At 40.5% G+C, this 18,066-nt stretch carries 16 protein-coding genes and 1 riboswitch; of the genes, 2 read left to right on the forward strand and 14 right to left on the reverse strand.

The genetic code is table 11. The features are described 5' to 3' along the window. Nucleotides 1–53: 53 nt before the first annotated feature. Nucleotides 54–2,504: a TonB-dependent receptor gene (locus tag GGR21_RS07875; RefSeq protein ID WP_183306666.1), complete on the reverse strand. Its 2,451-nt coding sequence runs from the start codon at nucleotides 2,502–2,504 to the stop codon at nucleotides 54–56. Nucleotides 2,505–2,539: 35 nt separating this feature from the next. Then, nucleotides 2,540–2,941, reverse strand: a complete 402-nt coding sequence (locus GGR21_RS07880) for a Fur family transcriptional regulator (RefSeq protein ID WP_183306667.1) — start codon at nucleotides 2,939–2,941, stop codon at nucleotides 2,540–2,542. 259 nt (nucleotides 2,942–3,200) lie between these two features. Between GGR21_RS07880 and mgtE the strand changes: the two genes are divergently transcribed. Both mgtE and GGR21_RS07890 read left to right on the forward strand, forming a co-directional pair. Further along, nucleotides 3,201–4,589 carry a magnesium transporter gene (gene mgtE / locus GGR21_RS07885; RefSeq protein ID WP_183306668.1) on the forward strand — a complete coding sequence of 463 codons (1,389 nt, stop codon included), beginning with the start codon at nucleotides 3,201–3,203 and terminating at the stop codon, nucleotides 4,587–4,589. Between the two features lie 164 nt (nucleotides 4,590–4,753). Continuing rightward, nucleotides 4,754–4,958: riboswitch (cobalamin riboswitch) on the forward strand. A gap of 145 nt (nucleotides 4,959–5,103) precedes the next feature. Further along, a complete protein-coding gene (locus tag GGR21_RS07890; protein WP_183306669.1) occupies nucleotides 5,104–6,681 on the forward strand; it encodes a BACON domain-containing protein in 1,578 nt (525 codons plus the stop codon). A gap of 73 nt (nucleotides 6,682–6,754) precedes the next feature. Here GGR21_RS07890 and gpmA read toward each other — a convergent pair whose 3' ends face one another. The 12 genes from gpmA to rplM form a co-directional block, all read right to left on the reverse strand. Continuing rightward, nucleotides 6,755–7,501, reverse strand: coding sequence for a 2,3-diphosphoglycerate-dependent phosphoglycerate mutase (gene gpmA, locus GGR21_RS07895; RefSeq protein ID WP_183306670.1), 747 nt, complete (start codon nucleotides 7,499–7,501; stop codon nucleotides 6,755–6,757). A gap of 134 nt (nucleotides 7,502–7,635) precedes the next feature. Next, a complete protein-coding gene (yaaA, locus tag GGR21_RS07900; protein WP_183306671.1) occupies nucleotides 7,636–8,397 on the reverse strand; it encodes a peroxide stress protein YaaA in 762 nt (253 codons plus the stop codon). A gap of 18 nt (nucleotides 8,398–8,415) precedes the next feature. Beyond that, a complete protein-coding gene (locus tag GGR21_RS07905) occupies nucleotides 8,416–9,315 on the reverse strand; it encodes a DUF3592 domain-containing protein (RefSeq protein ID WP_183306672.1) in 900 nt (299 codons plus the stop codon). A gap of 34 nt (nucleotides 9,316–9,349) precedes the next feature. Further along, entirely contained in the window at nucleotides 9,350–10,126 is a 777-nt protein-coding gene (locus GGR21_RS07910) for a DUF268 domain-containing protein (RefSeq protein ID WP_183306673.1), read from the reverse strand. Nucleotides 10,127–10,133: 7 nt separating this feature from the next. Beyond that, nucleotides 10,134–11,030, reverse strand: a complete 897-nt coding sequence (locus tag GGR21_RS07915) for a glycosyltransferase family 2 protein (protein WP_183306674.1) — start codon at nucleotides 11,028–11,030, stop codon at nucleotides 10,134–10,136. Beyond that, the gene (locus GGR21_RS07920) at nucleotides 11,027–12,478 is read right to left on the reverse strand and encodes a lipopolysaccharide biosynthesis protein (protein WP_183306675.1); all 1,452 of its coding nucleotides are present in this window, start codon (nucleotides 12,476–12,478) and stop codon (nucleotides 11,027–11,029) included. The genes GGR21_RS07915 and GGR21_RS07920 overlap by 4 nt, the downstream gene beginning before the upstream one ends. Before the next feature lie 65 nt (nucleotides 12,479–12,543). Continuing rightward, nucleotides 12,544–13,326 (reverse strand): hypothetical protein, encoded by a 783-nt coding sequence (locus GGR21_RS07925; RefSeq protein ID WP_183306676.1) that lies wholly within the window; start codon nucleotides 13,324–13,326, stop codon nucleotides 12,544–12,546. Nucleotides 13,327–13,414: 88 nt separating this feature from the next. Then, the gene (locus GGR21_RS07930; protein ID WP_183306677.1) at nucleotides 13,415–14,962 is read right to left on the reverse strand and encodes an ADP-ribosylglycohydrolase family protein; all 1,548 of its coding nucleotides are present in this window, start codon (nucleotides 14,960–14,962) and stop codon (nucleotides 13,415–13,417) included. Between the two features lie 136 nt (nucleotides 14,963–15,098). Next, nucleotides 15,099–15,923 carry a translation elongation factor Ts gene (gene tsf, locus GGR21_RS07935; RefSeq protein WP_183306678.1) on the reverse strand — a complete coding sequence of 275 codons (825 nt, stop codon included), beginning with the start codon at nucleotides 15,921–15,923 and terminating at the stop codon, nucleotides 15,099–15,101. A 214-nt stretch (nucleotides 15,924–16,137) separates the two neighbouring features. Then, nucleotides 16,138–16,989: a 30S ribosomal protein S2 gene (rpsB, locus tag GGR21_RS07940; RefSeq protein ID WP_183306679.1), complete on the reverse strand. Its 852-nt coding sequence runs from the start codon at nucleotides 16,987–16,989 to the stop codon at nucleotides 16,138–16,140. A 193-nt stretch (nucleotides 16,990–17,182) separates the two neighbouring features. Continuing rightward, nucleotides 17,183–17,569 (reverse strand): 30S ribosomal protein S9, encoded by a 387-nt coding sequence (rpsI, locus tag GGR21_RS07945; protein WP_183306680.1) that lies wholly within the window; start codon nucleotides 17,567–17,569, stop codon nucleotides 17,183–17,185. Between the two features lie 6 nt (nucleotides 17,570–17,575). Next, complete coding sequence (gene rplM / locus GGR21_RS07950) at nucleotides 17,576–18,031, reverse strand: 50S ribosomal protein L13 (RefSeq protein ID WP_183306681.1); 456 nt, start codon at nucleotides 18,029–18,031, stop codon at nucleotides 17,576–17,578. Nucleotides 18,032–18,066 lie beyond the last annotated feature (35 nt).

Consider the following 18,066-nt stretch of genomic DNA (forward strand, 5'->3'; position numbering starts at 1 on the left):
AAAGTTGCGAGTTACCTCATTATGAGCTATACTTTTTTAGATAATTAAAGCTTTCAACTCTTAAACAGGATGCGGATAAACAACTGAAAATTCCGTCCCTGTTCAGGAATATTCAACCGTCTGTACAGGCTTAGGTGGTTCATATATCGTGTATCGAATATATTCCGCACCTGCATATTCACATCAACAGCGAGTTTTGAATTGAATTTGTATACGATACCTGCACCCAGGTCGAACAGGTTTGTGCCTTTTGTATCTTCTTCACCTACGCCCACCCTGTTCTGGTCGGCATACCAGCGGTGCGACACGCTGATTTGATAATGATCTATCTTTTTACTGCGTATATCATCATTACGGAATTTTACTTCGTTTGTCATTGTAAAGGGAGGTGTGAATGGCAATGGTTCTTTATTATCCAGATTCTTATTCAATACCAGACTACCTTGTGTAGACAGTGCCAGTTTTTTGATCACAGGCCACACCACTTTGTATTCTCCTCCTCCGTAAATCGCTTTTGCCTGGGTATACTGATAAGGTTGCTGCTCGTAAAGTTCTACAGCCTGCTCGTCTATAGCCTGTAAATAAATATAATTGGAGTAATAATACACAAACGGATTGAAATATATCTCCAGCGTATGGTAGCGCCCGTCAAGTCCGGTCACATTCCTGAGCTTATATTCTGTGTCCAGATTAAAAATATAACCATGCTCGGGATCGAGGTCCGGATTCCCTATCTCGTAACGGTAAGCGGCATGGTGCAGTCCGTTTGCCGCCAGTTCATTAGCCGATGGCATGCGGTAACTTTTACCTATGTTTAGCTTTAACGTAAAATCATCGGCGGCTCTGTATCTTATTCCGATATTTCCCGATATTCCCCCGAAATTGCGATCGACGTCATAAGCCCGTTGCGCATATTGCTGTACAATTCCGGCATTATATCCTTCTTCAGTAAGATGTGCGGCAAGCGCATCATCGTAAAAGCCTGTTACATCCATATGGCCAATATCATATCTTACAGCGCCCTCTAAGAGCCATTTGTTTGATATCTCATAACTGGAAACGTAGGCCAACCCTCCCGATACCTGATTATATCGTGGCAGGAAATATTCAAAGCCGCCGATCCTGTTCTGGCGGTATTCTGTACTTATACTGAAGCTGTTGCGCCATTTTTCCTGTATTCCCAGATGAAGCCTCGCATTGACAGAATATGTATGTAATTTGAAATCCACAGCAAGATCATCATCTGTGACGGGCGCCTGCTGGCCTTCGTAGTGTTCATGGAAATGCTCGAATTCTTTGCGGTGATTACTTTGATAAGCTGTATTCACTACAAGTTTGGTATTGTTGCCCTTTTGCCATTCAGTATTGTTTGTTATCATAAAATGGTTGGATGTGGCATAAGGCAGGCCGATATTCCGGTGCGAGGTGTCTTCTGTGGCATCATGGTCGTCATCATGGTCATGTTCACCTTCCCCGTGCTCGTGGTCATGCTCATCGTGGTCATGCTCCAGTTCAAATAAGCCATTCTTTTGGTAGTTGTTGCTTACATTAAAATAGGTGGTCACATTTCTTTCTCTAAATCCGACTGTGGCGGATATACTCTGTTCTTTTCCTGCTGTATTCGGCACCCGTTTATCGGGTAGGGCAGTCTCTTCGCTCTCATATACAAAGCTTTTGGCCGGAACCCTGTAGTCGGCGTAATCACGGTAGCTGAACGATCCCCGGGCATACCATTTATTCTTTTGCCATTCGGCTGTCAATGCTCCGCCTATTTCATCGTTATTAGTAGCTCCCCACAGAGTAGCCTCGCCACTAAAGAAATCTTTGGTATTCTTAAACTTATATGGTTCTATCTCAATCGTTGTTGTGGTCGACGAACCCAGTAATAGTGCGTTCGGGCCTTTATAGACTGTAGCCGAGAGCATATCGAACTGGTTGATTTCCAGTCCGTGATCGGCTCCCCATTGCTGGTTCTGCTGCATGATTCCTCTGTTGATAACGGATACCCTGTCGAACGAGAGTCCCCTTATAACAGGTTTCGATACACCGGCCCCTATATTCATCGTTGCCGTTTCCGGTAAGGTGTTCAGTAGTTGTCCGAAAGAGGTAACCGGATCGGGACGTGTTACAACAACCTGGGTACGAACGGGATCCTTTGTGGTGAACACCACTTCTTTCAGGGCTATATCCTGTGGCTTCAGGCGGATATCGAGACGGGTTACCAGTTCATCCAATTCTATGCTGATAGTGTCCTTTTCATAACCGATATGGTCGATGACTAATGTATATTTATCAGGCTTGATATGGCAAAAATTGAAATACCCCGCGCTATTAGTAAATGCGCCTATAGTCGAGCCTTGCAGTGTAATTGAAGTCCCCTCCAGTGCTTTGCCCGTTACTTTGTCTATTACTATGCCCGACAGATTACATTCTGTCTGAGCTATAATCGGAGTTATATACAAGAGGGGCAATAAAAGGAAGGTAAGTAATATATTTCTTAGCATTTTCTTTTACAAATATGTGGTTATAAATAAGGATATTATTCTTTACAATTCGGACAGGTGCCTTCCAGCAAGACTTCTACCGATTCTACCGAAAAGCCCTCAGGCAGATGGGGCGTCTCGGGCAATTGGGTCTCGATACAGGTTACACTGTCGCATCTTATACAGTGGAAATGGGCATGATCTCCTTTAGGAAGTACTTCTTTATTCAGAGCATATTTCACAGTAGAGTCCTGCAATACGACCCGGTGAATAATATTATTCTCTTCCAGCGTTTTCAGTGACCGGTAAAAAGTAACCCTGTCGAAAAGGTCTGGCATGGCCTGCTTTATTTCATTTTCGGACAAGGCTGAATCGATATTCAGTAATTCGTTGATTATAAACTTGCGGCAACCTGTATTCTTCAGGTCATGATGTTTTAATATTTGTTCGGCATTCATTGCAATGATATTTCAAATGAAACGATGTTGCAAATGTAATATAATTTCAGTACAAACAATAATATCAAGGGAAAAAAATTGACTGTTGTTTTCTTTTTTTCGATATTAAAGGCCTATCTTTGCACCCGCATTTTACAAGCGGATATTGCGGCATTGTTGATAATATCGGATATCCGTAAATTTTAAATGCTAGTTCATTCCAAAAATAATCTCACACAGATCGTTTTTGTATTGTTCCACCTTAAAAATATTCTTATGGATGAAGGAGAGAATCGAACGACTAGCAGAAGAAACACAACTTCTGATTGACGCCGGAGACATCAGTATGCTCCGCGTTTTCCTCGACGACCTGAACATTTCCGATGTCGAGGACCTTATAGATGAATTTCCGGATTATGCGCCTCTATTTATCAGTACCCTCAGTCTTAACAGGGCTGTAAATGTTTTCCGCATACTGGATGCGCCTACGCAAGAGCGTATAGTAAAGAAACTTTCGGCAGACAAGATTTTCGGCATCGTTAACGGACTACCTCCCGATGACCGGACGGCCTTTTTGGGTGAACTCAGGGATCAGGAATTACAACACCGCTTAATTTCCCTGCTTAGCCCCGAGGACAGGAAAGAAGTATTCACATTGCTTTCGTATCCCGAAGACAGCATCGGGCGTATGATGACTCCCGACTTTCTGGCTTTGCCCAAAGATTATACAGTGGAGGAAGCTTTATTGTATATCCGCAGGAATGGAAAAAATTCGGAAACCATCGATGTAATATATATTCTCGATGAAAAAGGAATCCTTATTGATGACCTCAGGATACGGGAATTGCTGATCAATGACCCGAAGAAAAAGATATCGGAACTGATGGACGGACGCCTTATCTACCTGAAGGTACAGGACCCGGTGGAAGAGGGTATCAAGATATTCAAGATGAATAACAGGGTTGCTCTTCCTGTGATAGACACAAACGGGTTATTACTTGGTATTGTAACCATCGACGATATCCTGTGGGCTGCCGACGAAGAGTATTCTGAAGATATGCAGCGCATGGGGGGTACATCGGCCTTAGATGAACCATACCTCGACCTTCCTGTCTACAAGCTGATATGGAAACGTGCCGGATGGCTGATTGTCCTGTTTATAGGAGAATTGCTGACTGCGTCGGTCATGCAGCATTACGAAGAGCAGTTGGCTCAGATGATAGTACTGGCGCTTTTTCTACCACTGATGATATCCAGTGGAGGTAATAGCGGCTCGCAGGCATCCACCCTTGTTATACAGGCAATGGCAACCGGCGAGGTAAGGTTAAGGCACTGGTGGCAGGTCTTTCGCCGCGAAATCATATCCGGATTTAGCCTGGGAGTAATACTGGGCGGTATCGGATTTTTCCGAATCTATATCTGGCATCTGATATTTCCCAACCTTTATGGAGAACACTGGATCATGGTGGGTTCGACCGTGTCGCTGGCACTGATCGGCATCGTGTTGTGGGGCTCGCTAATCGGTTCCATGTTACCTTTTATATTGAAAAGGCTGGGAGCAGATCCGGCGACATCATCCGCGCCATTTGTGGCAACGATCGTCGATGTGACGGGGCTGATCATATACCTGACTGTTGCAAGCTGGATATTCGGTCCTTTGATGAATTAAAAATCTCACAGTACAGAGAAAGAACTGTTTTAATCTTTTACTGGCACGGATTTACAATCCGTGTTTTTTTTTTGATAGTACGCATGAGGGCGCGCACTAAGGCTTGAAAAATTGAGAATAAAAATATTTAATATAGTTTTTTTATTCTTATCTCTAAAAAATGATTAATTTTGTCGGCGCATTGGTACGGCTACGCCATCCGGTTGTAGTTGTAAAAGGGAATCAGGTGAAAATCCTGAACAGGCCCCGCTGCTGTAAGCATCAATGAAGTCTTCGGGCAATACTCAAAAACCACTGTTCAGAAAAGAATGGGAAGGGCGTTCCGAAGATGATGTAAGTCAGAAGACCTGCCATGCGGAAAATATTTCAAGCTTTCGAGGAATAAAAGCTTTGAAACCAAATGGCATTTATAGAATTTTCTGTTCTTACATTTGATTTCTACTTCTCGTATTTGAAATGTTTAGTTTTAATCCGGATAAGTAATTTATTGTATAATATTAAAACTACATTTAAAATGAAAAAGATTTTTGTGATACTTGCATTAGCGGTTTTCACATTTGCATGTGCTGATGACGATTACGTTGCGGACATTAAAGTAGATTCGTCCGAGTTATATTTCCTGAATGAAGGAGGAACCAAGACATTGGATATCGCATCCAATACGTCGTGGAGCGTAACATCGGACCAATCGTGGGTAAAAGTATCGGAAAGCCAGGGAGTAAATAGTAACAGCCTTCTGATAGAAGTAGAGCCTAATAGTGCCGGAGGTGAACGGAATGCAGTCATTACTATAAAGAACATTTTTGGACAGGAGGTAAAAAAAGCAATAAAAGTAATACAAGGTAATACCGGAGCAAGTGCAACGCAACTTAGCTATAGTTATCAGGCTTCTACTCAGGGGTTTACTGTTAATATAGATGGAAACTGGACACTAGAGAAAACAGGAGACTGGTTCGTCCTTTCTGCAGAATCGGGTAAAGGAAATACGATAGTAGATGTGACTGTGAAGCCAAATAACGGCGAAGGTACAAGATCCGGTAAAATAGTTCTTAAAGGCGAGGGTGTTAATGATATAGAGATAAATGTGCAGCAGGCTAAGTTGCCCGAATTGGTTGGTTTGTATATTTTAAGCGAAGGTAATTGGAATAGTAGCCAGTCTGATCTGGCATATTATGATTATACTACGGGGACAACGACAAAGAAATTTTACAAAGCTCAGAATGGCGCAACATTAGGCGACTTGGGCAATGACCTTGCCATATACGGAGGTAAGATGTATTGTATTGTTTCGGGAGCAAGCGTTGCTGCCGGGGGAGGACGTATCGAAATAATAGATATTGAAACCGGGAAATCGCAGGAAAAAATCCCATTTAAAGATGCTCTTGGCGGAGCAGATATGCCGAGAAAAATGGCATTTTATAAAGACAAGGTATATATTACAGGCTATTCGGGTATAATTGCCCGGCTCGACACAGCTTCTCTGGCCATAGATGGCATAGTCTCCCTTAGCGGTACATATACTGAAGGCATCGCTCAATATGGAGGTAAATTATATGCATGTAATTCGGGCTATGGCAGTGGTAATACCATATCGGTAGTTGATATTGCTTCCTTTAAAGAAACAAAGGTGATCAGTGTTCCTCAAAATCCTTATGCTATAAAAGCATCGTCCACCGGAAATATTTATTTCAATACCGCCGATTTGTCATGGTCGACAGGTGCTCCTGCAAATTTACATTTACTGGATGCTAAAACAGAGACCGTTACAAAAACTTTTGATATAGAAACTGTAGATTTTGCAGTGAATGATAGTTATATATACTCTGTTTTTAATTATACCGATTGGAGTACTTTCGAAACCATCGATTATAGTTATAAAATAAATCAGTCTTCAAATGAAGTGGCTGAATTTACAACTCAGATACCATCTTATTTTATGGTATATAAAGTAAATGTAAATCCATATAACGGAGATGTATATATGGGAGGCCAGGGAAATGATGTTGCTGTATTTGGAGCAGATGGTTCCCTGAAAACAAAGATAAGTTCCGGAACAGGTTATACAAGCACGATTGTGCCTGTCTATAGATAATAAATTAATATATAGGTTAAAGAAAAAGAGCTGTCGTGATGACAGCTCTTTTTTTATTACAGGATACGATTTTTTATTTTTTCTTTCCCTGGTTAGCTACAGCTTCCATCAGTTTCTTGATTTCTTCAGGATCGCCCAGGAAATAATCTTTTACAAGATTCAGGTCGTCGTCGAATTCAAATACATAAGGAACTGCAGTAGGCAGGTTCAGGCTTACGATATCTTCGTCAGATATACCTTTGAGGTATTTGATGATACCGCGAAGGCTGTTTCCGTGAGCGGCAACGATAATTTCATCGTGGCACATCATAGACGGATAGATCACTTCCTGCCAGTAAGGAAGTATACGTTCAACAGTTTCTTTCAATGCCTCTGTTTCAGGGATATATGCTTTTGGCACATCAGCATAGCGAGGATCTTGCGAAGCCGAACGCGGATCGCTTGGATCTAGTGGTGCAGGCGGAACGTCGTAGCTGCGTCTCCATACAAGAACCTGTTCGTCTCCGTATTTTTCAGCAGTTTCAGCTTTATTCAGGCCCTGAAGCATACCATAATGCTTTTCGTTCAGGCGCCATGTTTTTTCAACAGGAATCCAGTCCAGATCCATCTGGTCGAGGATATTGTTCAATGTTTTAACAGCCCTTTTCAGGTATGAAGTATAAGCCAGGGTAAATTTAAAGCCTTCTTCTTTCAACAGTTTTCCTGCTTTAGTAGCTTCTTCTACTCCTTTTTCCGACAAATCTACATTCGTCCATCCTGTAAAGCGGTTTTCCTTGTTCCAAACGCTTTCTCCGTGGCGGATTAATACAACCTTTTTCATTCTTTATTTACTATTTAAATTTGTGATTTTTCTCGCAACGCAAAGGTAATAAGAAGTTTCAAGATTACAAATTTCAATATTTCAAGATTTTCGTGAAATTTTCAAATCTTGAAACATGAAATTTTGAAATTGCTTTAGCGGATATATACCCATTCTTTATCATTCGATAACTGTTCCGAAAAAGCATATCCTTCCGTGTCGAATGCTTTCAGATGTTCTACATCTTTCAATTGATGTTTTATAATAAAACGGCTCATCATTCCCCTTGCTTTTTTCGCATAAACAACAATTTGTTTATATCCCTTATCGGTATGTTGTTTAAAGATTGGAGTGATGATACGGTGTCCTTTAGGTAACAGTTTCTTGTCTACAGCTTTGGCATATTCTTTCGATGCCAGATTGATAAGGATATTATCGTCGGCTTTCATTTCTTTTGCCAGATATTTACTGATTCTTTCTGTCCAGAACGCATACAGGTCTTTTCCTTTGTCATTTACAATAGGGATTTGCATTTCCAGCCTGTAAGGTTTTATCAGGTCGAGAGGGCGGAGTACACCATACAATCCTGATATATGTACCAGATGCTTTTGAGCAAAATCCATATCTTTTTTTGTGAATGATGCGGCATCCAGTCCCTTGTAGGCAATACCGTTGTATGCGAAGGCTGCCTGTTTCTGGGGCGTTTTGCTCAGATTGAATGCGTGGATGTACTGATATACATCGTGTGCAATCGGGGGATTTACATTCATCAGCGAAGCAATTTCTCCGGCAGTGATGCCTTCCATCGACTTGTACAACTCCTTGGCATCCTTAGCATAGAGTGGGGTGGTGGCTTCTTTCGTTGGTGCGGTTGTCTCAAAGTCCTGCAATTTGGCAGGAGACATGATTATGATCATATTCTGTCGTATTTTATGTTAGCGTTTTTTCTTATTTTGTTTTCGGTTTGCTCTGCCTATTTTAACGAATTTACCCGTGTTATTGTTCTCATCAAAGTTTTCTTCTTTGCCACTATCTTCATTATCCCAGTCGCCAGACCAGGAAGCGGCCGATGTACGTTTCCATTTCAACGGGCCTTTCTTTATGGCCATGCTTATATATCCCCAGATAGCCAGCGAGAGTACAAGAATGAAAAAGCTTAATATTATGACAACAAAGGTTGGGTGCTCTTTGTGTAATAAGCCATATACAAGTAAGGCGTCAAAGGCGATCATAATAAATGGGATGAATAAAGAAGCCAGGTTCCTGCATGCTTTCCAGTATCCATCCATTTTAGCCCCAAAGGCAAAAAGTACTAGTCCGGTGAAAGCAAAAAGAAGTATAGTACCCATAATTATCATTCCCACAAACATAATCACCACCATCGCTTCCCATACAAACAAGGTATTGTTCTTCGCGTCGTAGTAAATTGTATATGTCTCACCCATTACCGGCATTCCGGTCGATGAAAATGCCTTTGGTCTGGTTACCTCATATCCTTCCTTTGTGGTAAATGTGACATAGGAAGTATAATAAGTCTGCGTATCACCTTCGTCGTCTTCTTTATCTTCGCTGGTGTAACTGGTTACTGTGGCAGTATATTGCTCACCGTTGATAAATGAGCTGACGTCATTCTTCACAGAAGAAAACAACATGAAGAAGACTGCAAAACAAAGAATAGTCACACAAAAGATAACCAAAGCGACATATCCTGTGGTCATGCAGCCTTTCATCTTCATCCGGTTTTTAACCAGGAATGCGCATACAACACTGAATATGATAAGGGTAATGATTCCATATCCGGCTGGTTGTAAGCTAAGTATAGGTGTTAAGGTCATCTTGTCGTTTCAGAAGTTCATGATAGTGGAGATATTATACTTTTCTCAGGACAAAGATACCGCATCCATATTTACAGTTGAAATTACTTAATGCAGAATCTTCTGTCAATATCATGTTCCGATGGATGTCTCCTTTGTCATCCACAAAAGAAAAAGACTCTATTTCATATTTTCCCCTGAAATATTCGAGAAGATAACTTACCGAGAATACCCGGTGGGCATTGAATTCTATCCGTTGAGGCCCTATTGGAACTGAGAAATAGAATATACCGTTTGCCTGTAACATATTGTATATATTATTCAGTCCTTTTAAATGCCCGTTTACATCGATAGGATCGCCGTAACGGCCTAAGCCGAAATGCTCGATAGCATGTAACGATGATACTGAATCGCAATAGTTTGTATAATTATCCATACTTTGTCCCATACAATCAGCCTGAACGAACTTTATATTGGGGAGTGTGTCGCTTAACGGCCTGATGTCCATGACTTCAATCTCTCTGAAGGATGCTACATGAGTAATAAAACCGTCTATGCGTGATCCTATATCCACGTGTTTCTTTGGTTGCTTTTTGTAAAGTTCTTGTGCAATAAATAAATCCTGGTGGAAATAGTGACCCGATGCAGACCCGCTATCGTCGTACCTGTCTTGTAGGCATGGAAAGTTCTTAGCCAGAGGGAAAGCAGTGTCATTATTTTTCATTTGTTTCAGAAAATCTCTTCGTGTACGGTTGTACCAGGGGATAGATTTGATGTTTTTTATAATTCTCCGGGGATAAAAGCCGAAGATTATCTGGGTAGTTTTTAGCATGGTGTCTTTAATTTTTTATTTCATGTTTGCATAATAAGCCAATGTTTCTTTTTACATAATAAAAATATATCCAGAATATGTCTGATAAGGAAAGGTGAAAGTCGGAATCGGGCATTTCTTCCTTTAACCGGACATTATTGAAAATCTTGCCTCTGCCCAGTAGCCTTAATAACGATCGCCGGTATTTATGGGATTTATCTTTCAGGTTATACTGGTTGAATAAAAGCATTCTTTCTTTCAGGCGGATATTGTAGGAAGCCAGATCTGATTGTGTGATCTGGTGTTCGCTTATTCCGATATTAACCAGAAGTTCTGGTGAATAGATGAATTTTCCATTCTCAGCTATTACCCTGATATAAAAATCAGTATCAACAAGCCAGATGAGATGGGGATTGAAGAGGTAATTCCTGCGATTTCGAAACACACACACACTGGGCGCACCCAGCTGATTGCCTCTGTAAACGGTTTCGGGCTCTTTTCCCAGTTTTTTCAGGAAAGACGAGCTTGCAGTATGTATTTTCTTATCTCCATTTTCTTTTACATCGCAGCATCCCGAGAATGCAATGTTCACATCGGGATTGTTATCGAACATGGCCACATACTTTTTCAGGCTTTGAGGAGATGCCAGCCAATCGTCATGATGGAGTATCTTTATATATTCACCCTGTGCTTTCCTTATAGCTTCGTTCCAGTTGCGGGGAGAACCCAGAGGCTTTTCGTTTTTGTAATACCGGATGCGGTCATCGTTATATGTCGCAGACACTAATTTTTGCAGGGTGTTGTCGGGCGAATCATCGGTAATAACGATCTCATAATCGGAAAAATCCTGTTCAAGAACCGAGTCGAGGCATCGTTTCAGAAAATGCGGATGCTTATATGCCGGAATACAGATGCTTACCTTCATTTCTTTTTCACTTTTCGTTTAGTGATGTATTCCACTGCCTCTATGAGAACTACCGATCCCGAAAAGTATAGTATCCCGAAATAAAGCAGGCCAACAAATACGATCTGGCATACCATCAATACAATAGGATTAGGTATGATGAAGCTTAAAAGATAACCACATCCTGTACAAAAAAGAGATATGGCAAAGTATGGAAGCAGGTCTTTTATCAGTTCGCTGATTTTATACCCTATCAGCTTTTGTGAAATTATACTCGATACTATATAGCGGATAAAATAGGTAACTACAATTGCTGCGATATAATATAAGTGACCGAGCTTAAGAATAACCGGGATACCTATTGCAGCCAGTATCATTACAGCCTGAAAAATAGTGAGGTATAGGATGATGCCTGATTTCCCTTTTATGCGTAATATGTCTCCATTTGCTGTTTCCAGCCCTAATAATATACCACTGATTGCCAGTAATTGCAGGATTGGAGCGGCATCGAGCCATTGTTCGCCCAATAGGTGCATAAATGATCCGGCAACAAGTATGATTCCCATAAACATAGGGAATATAATAAGAGCCTTGATGCGTATAAATCTCCGGAATACCCTCTTCAGCCTGTGCTCTTCATCTACCGAAGCAAGGATAGGAAAAGAGACATTGTAGACTGAACCTGTAAGCAGGTCATTTGCAGCATTATAGTTTTTTTGTGCCTGATTATACAATCCTCCGATACCTAAGGAATAATGCTTGACCAGTATATTCTGAGGTAGGTTTGCCATGGCTGAATTTATAAAACTGCCCAGAAGAAGTTTTGAGCTGAAAGCAAAAAGTTCTTTGAAAGACTCCTTGCTGAAAGAACCCGATGGCCTCCATTTGCTGAAAAGCCAGAAACAGACCATTTTAAGGAATGGCCATACTACAGATAAAGATGCCAGAGCCCATACACTATATCCGAGGTAGGCAAGCAGTAAGGCTATAGAGTATGTTGTAAAAACAGAAAAAGTATTGATCTTGGTTATTAACTTATAATTGATCTCTTTTATCAGTTTCGCATTCTGCACAACAGCGAAAGAATTGAATACGAATGAAAGGAACATGAACCGTGCGAGTGGCGTCAGGATAGGTTCTTCATACACAGAACTTATCGTAGGCGCCAGAAAAAAAAGGATAAGGTATAAAATAATTCCGATAGATATATTTGTATAGAATACCGTAATATAATCGGACTGTGTGATATTTTTCTTTCTGATGATGGCGCTTGTGAATCCGCTTTCCTGTAATACATTGGCCAGGCCGACAAAAATCATCAATACACCCGTCAGTCCATAATTGTCCCTGTCTATTATACGGGCGAGAAGTATTCCGCAAACCAGCACAAAGCCATTCTGGAATAACTTGTCCAGTACGCTCCAGCTAAGTCCCGATGCCGTTTTATCTTTTAATGATTTTTCTTCCATCTGATTTTTTACTCAGATACAAAGCTAGTAAAAATTTATTTATTTGGTCAGCTTTCCTTTATGGCTTAATTACTGAAGAAATTTTTCCACATATCTTCATATTTCCGACCTGTGTAAGGAACTTCTATTTTTAAGATTAAAGTATCTTTATCCAAAGTTGGATTCTCATAATATCTGAAAATACGGTCATCTTTGCTGATGTCAGAATCTGCCAGCTCCAGTTCTATATGCTTTATCCTGATCAGTTTATTATTATGCCATTGATAAAGAGTTTTGGTGGGAGTCATATACCAGCTACCTTCATATGTCTCTTCTACTGTTTTATTATCTTTTCTTATTTCATAATCTGTAGAAAAGTTTCCTGCATATTCAATAGAATCATTGTCTGCTGAATAGCGAAATACATCTTGCCATGTGTTTCCATTCATATTTGGAGGTGTACGAACAATTATCTCATTTTTCGTGTCGTTGTCCATATCGATAAACCCGACTAAAAATGTCATACTATCTTCGATAGCTCTGTAAGAACCCACTCTTTTCCATTTGTTCTGCTCGAAGCGGTAGAAATTGATAAGTGTATCTGTGGGAGCATAATCTAATGCGAATATCTGAGTGCCGTCGATGAATTTCCCTACAATATGAGTTAAAGGATCATCCTCATAATGAGATATCGGCTTGCTTTTATTTCCGTTCCAGACAAATATTGTAGACGTATCTTTCGCAAAAGCATCCATAAGAGGGATGATGCCGTCCAGATAAGATGTGTTATCTGTCTCTGCTATATCCTTATTTTTTGATGTGCAACAAATGAAGAAAAACAAGATAATAAATATGGATATATTTTTCATCGTTACAATATTATAGATGGTTTACAAAAATAGGGATAATACCAGAATAAAAAAGCGCAATCTGTTTAGGTTACACTTTTTATATTTATTATTCAGGATGTATAGTAGCGGGCGGAATATCGGAATATACTATATAATCCCACGATCTTAGCAGATACTTATCACTTGGGGTGTTTACTTCTACTTTGACGGTGTGTTTTCCTTTTGGTAATTGGTATTTCCAGAATAACTCGTGTTTACGATATCTTGCACTTGTAGAAATATTGGAAGTTTCCATTTTTTCTCCATCTATATACAGGGTTGCAGTTAGAGTTCCGTGAGGAATATTTTCCTGTCTTTTAGCAGCGCCGCCACGCAAAACAAAGCCAGTACCCTCAAAATCGAAGGTCAGTATCTGAATATCTGGATTATGGCAATTCACTTTTTTTACAGGAAACATATTCACAAAGCTTTGTTCAAGCAACACAGCTTCTGGTTTTTGTACTTTGATCGTTATGTTTTCACCATCTATCATACCGTCATTTCTTACGATCATTTCCAAAGCATGCTTGTTGCTTATTTCATATACTTTGTTCAGAGACATCGTCGTATATTTAAAATCTATGTCCTCGGCACCCTTTAGTCCTGCCATCCAATATTCCGGAATATTGCTGTAACCAAGCATCGTCCCTAATATCCCTCCTGCCGAGGATGGATTGCAATCTGAATCCTGTCCGGCACGTGTCGATATTTCCATTGTCCGGGTAAAATTCCCCTGACCATAGAGTAATCCGAGTACGATATATGCTGCGTTTAATTTTGCATCTATATTTAGCGGTGCGAATACTCCATCGGGACAGCCTATGTCTTCCGAATGGTTACGTTGTATTTCGAACCATGTCCGGTGCCAGTCGTCAGGATATTGTTTGTGCCATTTGATCACATCTGCTATACATTGATGGAATTTACTTTCCTGGGGAATGGTTTTTAATGCTTCGGTCACGATAAATTCAATATTATCTGAAACGAAAGCCAGACTATACATTGCGCCGACATATACTCCTCCATACCAGCCATCGCCATAAGTTATGAGATGGCCTATCCTGTCGCTTATCTGTGATGCAGTATTGGGCATTCCTGGGGTCATTAATCCTGCAAAGTCGGCCTCGATCTGGTAATCAATGTCATCTGCATGAGGATTATTGAGCCAGTGTCCCGGGTTCTCAATTCCGTTAAGAATATTATATCTGGCCATTTGATTTGCGTGCCATAAATCGTATTCTGCATGGGCGAAGGCATAAGCGAAAGAATCTGTTGGGGCATCCATACCAATGCGCTCAAATACCTCTACGAATGTCAGATCCATATATATGTCATCGTACAATCCCGGCCATGCTTCCATCGTTTCTTTGACATACCCTTCGTGCCATGGGATAGGCTGGTAGTCTTGTATATAAGTACCATTATACAGAAATTCCGTGTAACTGCCGAATGTCACACCTATGGTTTGACCGGCCCATCCACCTTTTATCTTATCTAATAGTTTGTATTTTGTTATTGTCAGTTTATCAGGTAGCTCATAAGATTTCTTATTACTCGAAGAGCAAGCTGTCAAGAGTATACTTATTGCGACAAATAAAAATTTCGTGATTTTCATAGGGTAGATATTATTAGATTATTTAATTTAAATATTTAATAAATCGAGTTAAATATATAAAATTATTTAATAATATCCAAATAAAAAAGTGCAACCCATATAGATTGCACTTTTCTGATTTATTTTGATTGTCTGATTATTCAGCGTTCAAAGTAAAGCGTTTGAATCCGACAACAGCCAGTTCCTTGTCATGTCCTGAAACATATTGGGCGACTGTCAGTTTAGGATTCTTGATAAATTCCTGTTGAAGAAGTGTAAAGTCTTTGTAGAATTTCTGCAAAGCTCCTTCAGCGATTTTATCAAGCAGATTCTCAGGTTTTCCTGCTTCTTTAGCTTTTTCTCTTGCTATGTTCATCTCTCTTTCTTTGATTTCAGCGGAAACTTCTTCCGGAACCAAAGCGGCAGGGTTCATAGCGGCAACCTGCATTGCAACGTCTTTTGCCACTTGCTCGTCCACGTTTGCTTTGTTGAAGCCAACGATAGCAGCAAGCTTGTTGCCGGGATGAACATAAGCTACTACTGTAGGAGCAGTGATTTGTTCATAAACATTCAACTCCATTTTTTCGCCTGTAACACCCATTCTGTCAGTTACAAGTTCAGCTACTGTACGGTCTCCCACTTTCAACGCTTTCAGTGTGTCCATATCAGCGGGCTTGTTAGCTACAGCAGCATCAAGGATAGATTTTGTCATCCCTACGAAATCGCCGTTCATAGCCACAAAGTCTGTTTCGCAGTTTACAGCAACAATTGCAGCGAAATCACCACTGGTTGCAGCTAATACACAACCTTCGGTAGCGTCGCGGTCTTCACGTTTTGCAGCGAAAGCCTGTCCTTTTTTACGAATTATTTCGATTGCTTTATCAAAATCTCCTTCTGCTTCTGTCAAAGCATTCTTGCAGTCCATCATACCTGCGCCTGTCATTTTGCGCAAGTGTTGGATGTCAGCCATAGATATTGCCATAGTGTTTTCTCCTTTTATTTTGGTTTATAATTATTTTTTCGGTTGACAAGTAAACAAGATACGAGGTACGAGATAAGTTGTAAAAGAACTAGTCTAATTATTATTAACTTGTTTACTTGTATTTTGTCAACTCGTTTACTTTTAATAAAAAAAGACCAAGAAATAGTCTCCAAGAAGATTCTCAGAGGCTAATTCTTAGTCTTATATACTTTAATTATTCTTCGTCCTCTTTAGCAAACTTGCTTGCAACAGCAGCATTGATTGCATCCTGATCTTCTTTTGTCACAGCTTTTTTAGCACCTGCTTTAGCTTTACGCTCTCTTCTTGGTGCATCGCCTTCTTCCTGAGCTTCGGCAGCCGCTGAATCAGCTTTTTCAACTTTTCTTTCCTCCAGTCCTTCTTTGATAGCATCGCAAAGGCTTCCAAGAATAAGTTCGATTGATTTTGCCGCATCGTCATTAGCCGGGATCACAAAGTCTATATCGTGAGGATCAGAGTTTGTGTCCACCATTCCGAATACAGGTATACCAAGGCGGTTAGCTTCTTTTACTGCAATGTTTTCTTTCATTACGTCTACTACAAAAATAGCTGACGGCAGACGGGTAAGATCCTGGATAGAACCTAAGTTCTTTTCAAGTTTAGCACGTTGGCGTGTAACCTGAAGTCTTTCTCTTTTAGAAAGGGTTTCAAATGTACCGTCTTTTATCATTTTGTCGATAGTCGCCATTTTCTTCACAGCCTTACGGATGGTAGGGAAGTTAGTCAACATACCACCTGGCCAGCGTTCTGCCACGTATGGCATATTCACTGATTGTGCAAGGTCTGCAACAACTTGTTTCGCTTGTTTTTTAGTAGCTACAAACAATATTTTTTTACCGGATTTAGCCATTTGCTTCATAGCAGCAGCAGCTTCTTCTGTCTTAGCTATTGTTTTGTAAAGGTCAATGATGTGAATACCATTGCGCTCCATAAAGATATAAGGAGCCATTGCCGGATTCCATTTTCTTTTAAGGTGTCCGAAATGTACACCGGCATCGAGTAACTGGTCGAATTCTAATTTTGCCATTTTAAATTTTGTTGTTTCGTTTACTTTCTTTTTCTGTTAGCGAATTGTCGGGTAGCTCATTGTAAGAAGTCCCGGCAATTTAGATACTAAACGTCATTTCGTGCGATGAGGCCGACTCATCATATATTAACCAACTTATAACTTTTATGCGGCCAAAGCCGGCAAAGCGTGATTGGGTAAGATAATATCCAAATTAACGTTTTGAGAATTGAAATCTTTTTCTTGCTTTCGGTTGTCCCGGTTTTTTACGTTCTACAACACGAGGGTCGCGAGTCATAAATCCTTCAGCTCTAAGCGCAGCTTTATCTTCAGCGTTGATCTTCACCAAAGCGCGGGCGATACCAAGGCGTGCAGCTTCTGCCTGTCCTTTATATCCTCCACCGTTCAGGTTGATCTTGATGTCGTATTTTTCGGCAGCGCCAAGTGTATTTAGCGGTTGCTTCACAACATACTGAAGAATAGTTGAAGGGAAGTAATTGTCGAGTTCACGTTTGTTGATAACGATTTTTCCGGTTCCTTCGCTTACGAATACGCGGGCCACAGCGGCTTTGCGTCTTCCTATTGCATTTACTACTTCCATTAATTATTATTTAAGAGCGTTAATATCTATTGATTTTGGTTGTTGAGCTTCGTGAGAGTGCTCTGCGCCTGCATATACATGAAGGTTTTTCAAAAGAGCAGCACCAAGACGGTTTTTAGGTAGCATACCTTTTACTACTTTCAGAACCAGGCGGTCTGCACCTTTTTCCATCAAACGTGCAGGAGTCATTTCCCGTTGTCCTCCCGGATAGCCTGTATATCTCAAATATACACGGTCATTCCATTTGTTACCTGTAAGCACAACTTTGTCTGCGTTGATAATGATTACATTATCGCCACAGTCTACGTGCGGGGTAAAACTTGGTTTGTACTTCCCTCTCAGAAGTTTAGCCACTTTAGACGCCATACGTCCCAGTGTCTGTCCTGTAGCGTCAACTACAACCCATTCTTTCTGTGCGGTTGCTTTGTTGGCTGAAATGGTCTTATAACTTAAAGTATCCACTTACTTAAAAATTAATTTGGTTAATTACTTTTTTT

The organism is Dysgonomonas hofstadii (assembly GCF_014196915.1).
Classification (GTDB): domain Bacteria; phylum Bacteroidota; class Bacteroidia; order Bacteroidales; family Dysgonomonadaceae; genus Dysgonomonas; species Dysgonomonas hofstadii.

Bases quoted from the DNA above. Each gene is read 5' to 3' on its own strand.
- GGR21_RS07875 (WP_183306666.1), bottom strand. From the start codon at position 2,504: ATGCTAAGAAATATATTACTTACCTTCCTTTTATTGCCCCTCTTGTAT.
- GGR21_RS07880 (WP_183306667.1), bottom strand. From the start codon at position 2,941: ATGAATGCCGAACAAATATTAAAACATCATGACCTGAAGAATACAGGT.
- mgtE (WP_183306668.1), top strand. From the start codon at position 3,201: ATGAAGGAGAGAATCGAACGACTAGCAGAAGAAACACAACTTCTGATT.
- GGR21_RS07890 (WP_183306669.1), top strand. From the start codon at position 5,104: ATGAAAAAGATTTTTGTGATACTTGCATTAGCGGTTTTCACATTTGCA.
- gpmA (WP_183306670.1), bottom strand. From the start codon at position 7,501: ATGAAAAAGGTTGTATTAATCCGCCACGGAGAAAGCGTTTGGAACAAG.
- yaaA (WP_183306671.1), bottom strand. From the start codon at position 8,397: ATGATCATAATCATGTCTCCTGCCAAATTGCAGGACTTTGAGACAACC.
- GGR21_RS07905 (WP_183306672.1), bottom strand. From the start codon at position 9,315: ATGACCTTAACACCTATACTTAGCTTACAACCAGCCGGATATGGAATC.
- GGR21_RS07910 (WP_183306673.1), bottom strand. From the start codon at position 10,126: ATGCTAAAAACTACCCAGATAATCTTCGGCTTTTATCCCCGGAGAATT.
- GGR21_RS07915 (WP_183306674.1), bottom strand. From the start codon at position 11,030: ATGAAGGTAAGCATCTGTATTCCGGCATATAAGCATCCGCATTTTCTG.
- GGR21_RS07920 (WP_183306675.1), bottom strand. From the start codon at position 12,478: ATGGAAGAAAAATCATTAAAAGATAAAACGGCATCGGGACTTAGCTGG.
- GGR21_RS07925 (WP_183306676.1), bottom strand. From the start codon at position 13,326: ATGAAAAATATATCCATATTTATTATCTTGTTTTTCTTCATTTGTTGC.
- GGR21_RS07930 (WP_183306677.1), bottom strand. From the start codon at position 14,962: ATGAAAATCACGAAATTTTTATTTGTCGCAATAAGTATACTCTTGACA.
- tsf (WP_183306678.1), bottom strand. From the start codon at position 15,923: ATGGCAATATCTATGGCTGACATCCAACACTTGCGCAAAATGACAGGC.
- rpsB (WP_183306679.1), bottom strand. From the start codon at position 16,989: ATGGCAAAATTAGAATTCGACCAGTTACTCGATGCCGGTGTACATTTC.
- rpsI (WP_183306680.1), bottom strand. From the start codon at position 17,569: ATGGAAGTAGTAAATGCAATAGGAAGACGCAAAGCCGCTGTGGCCCGC.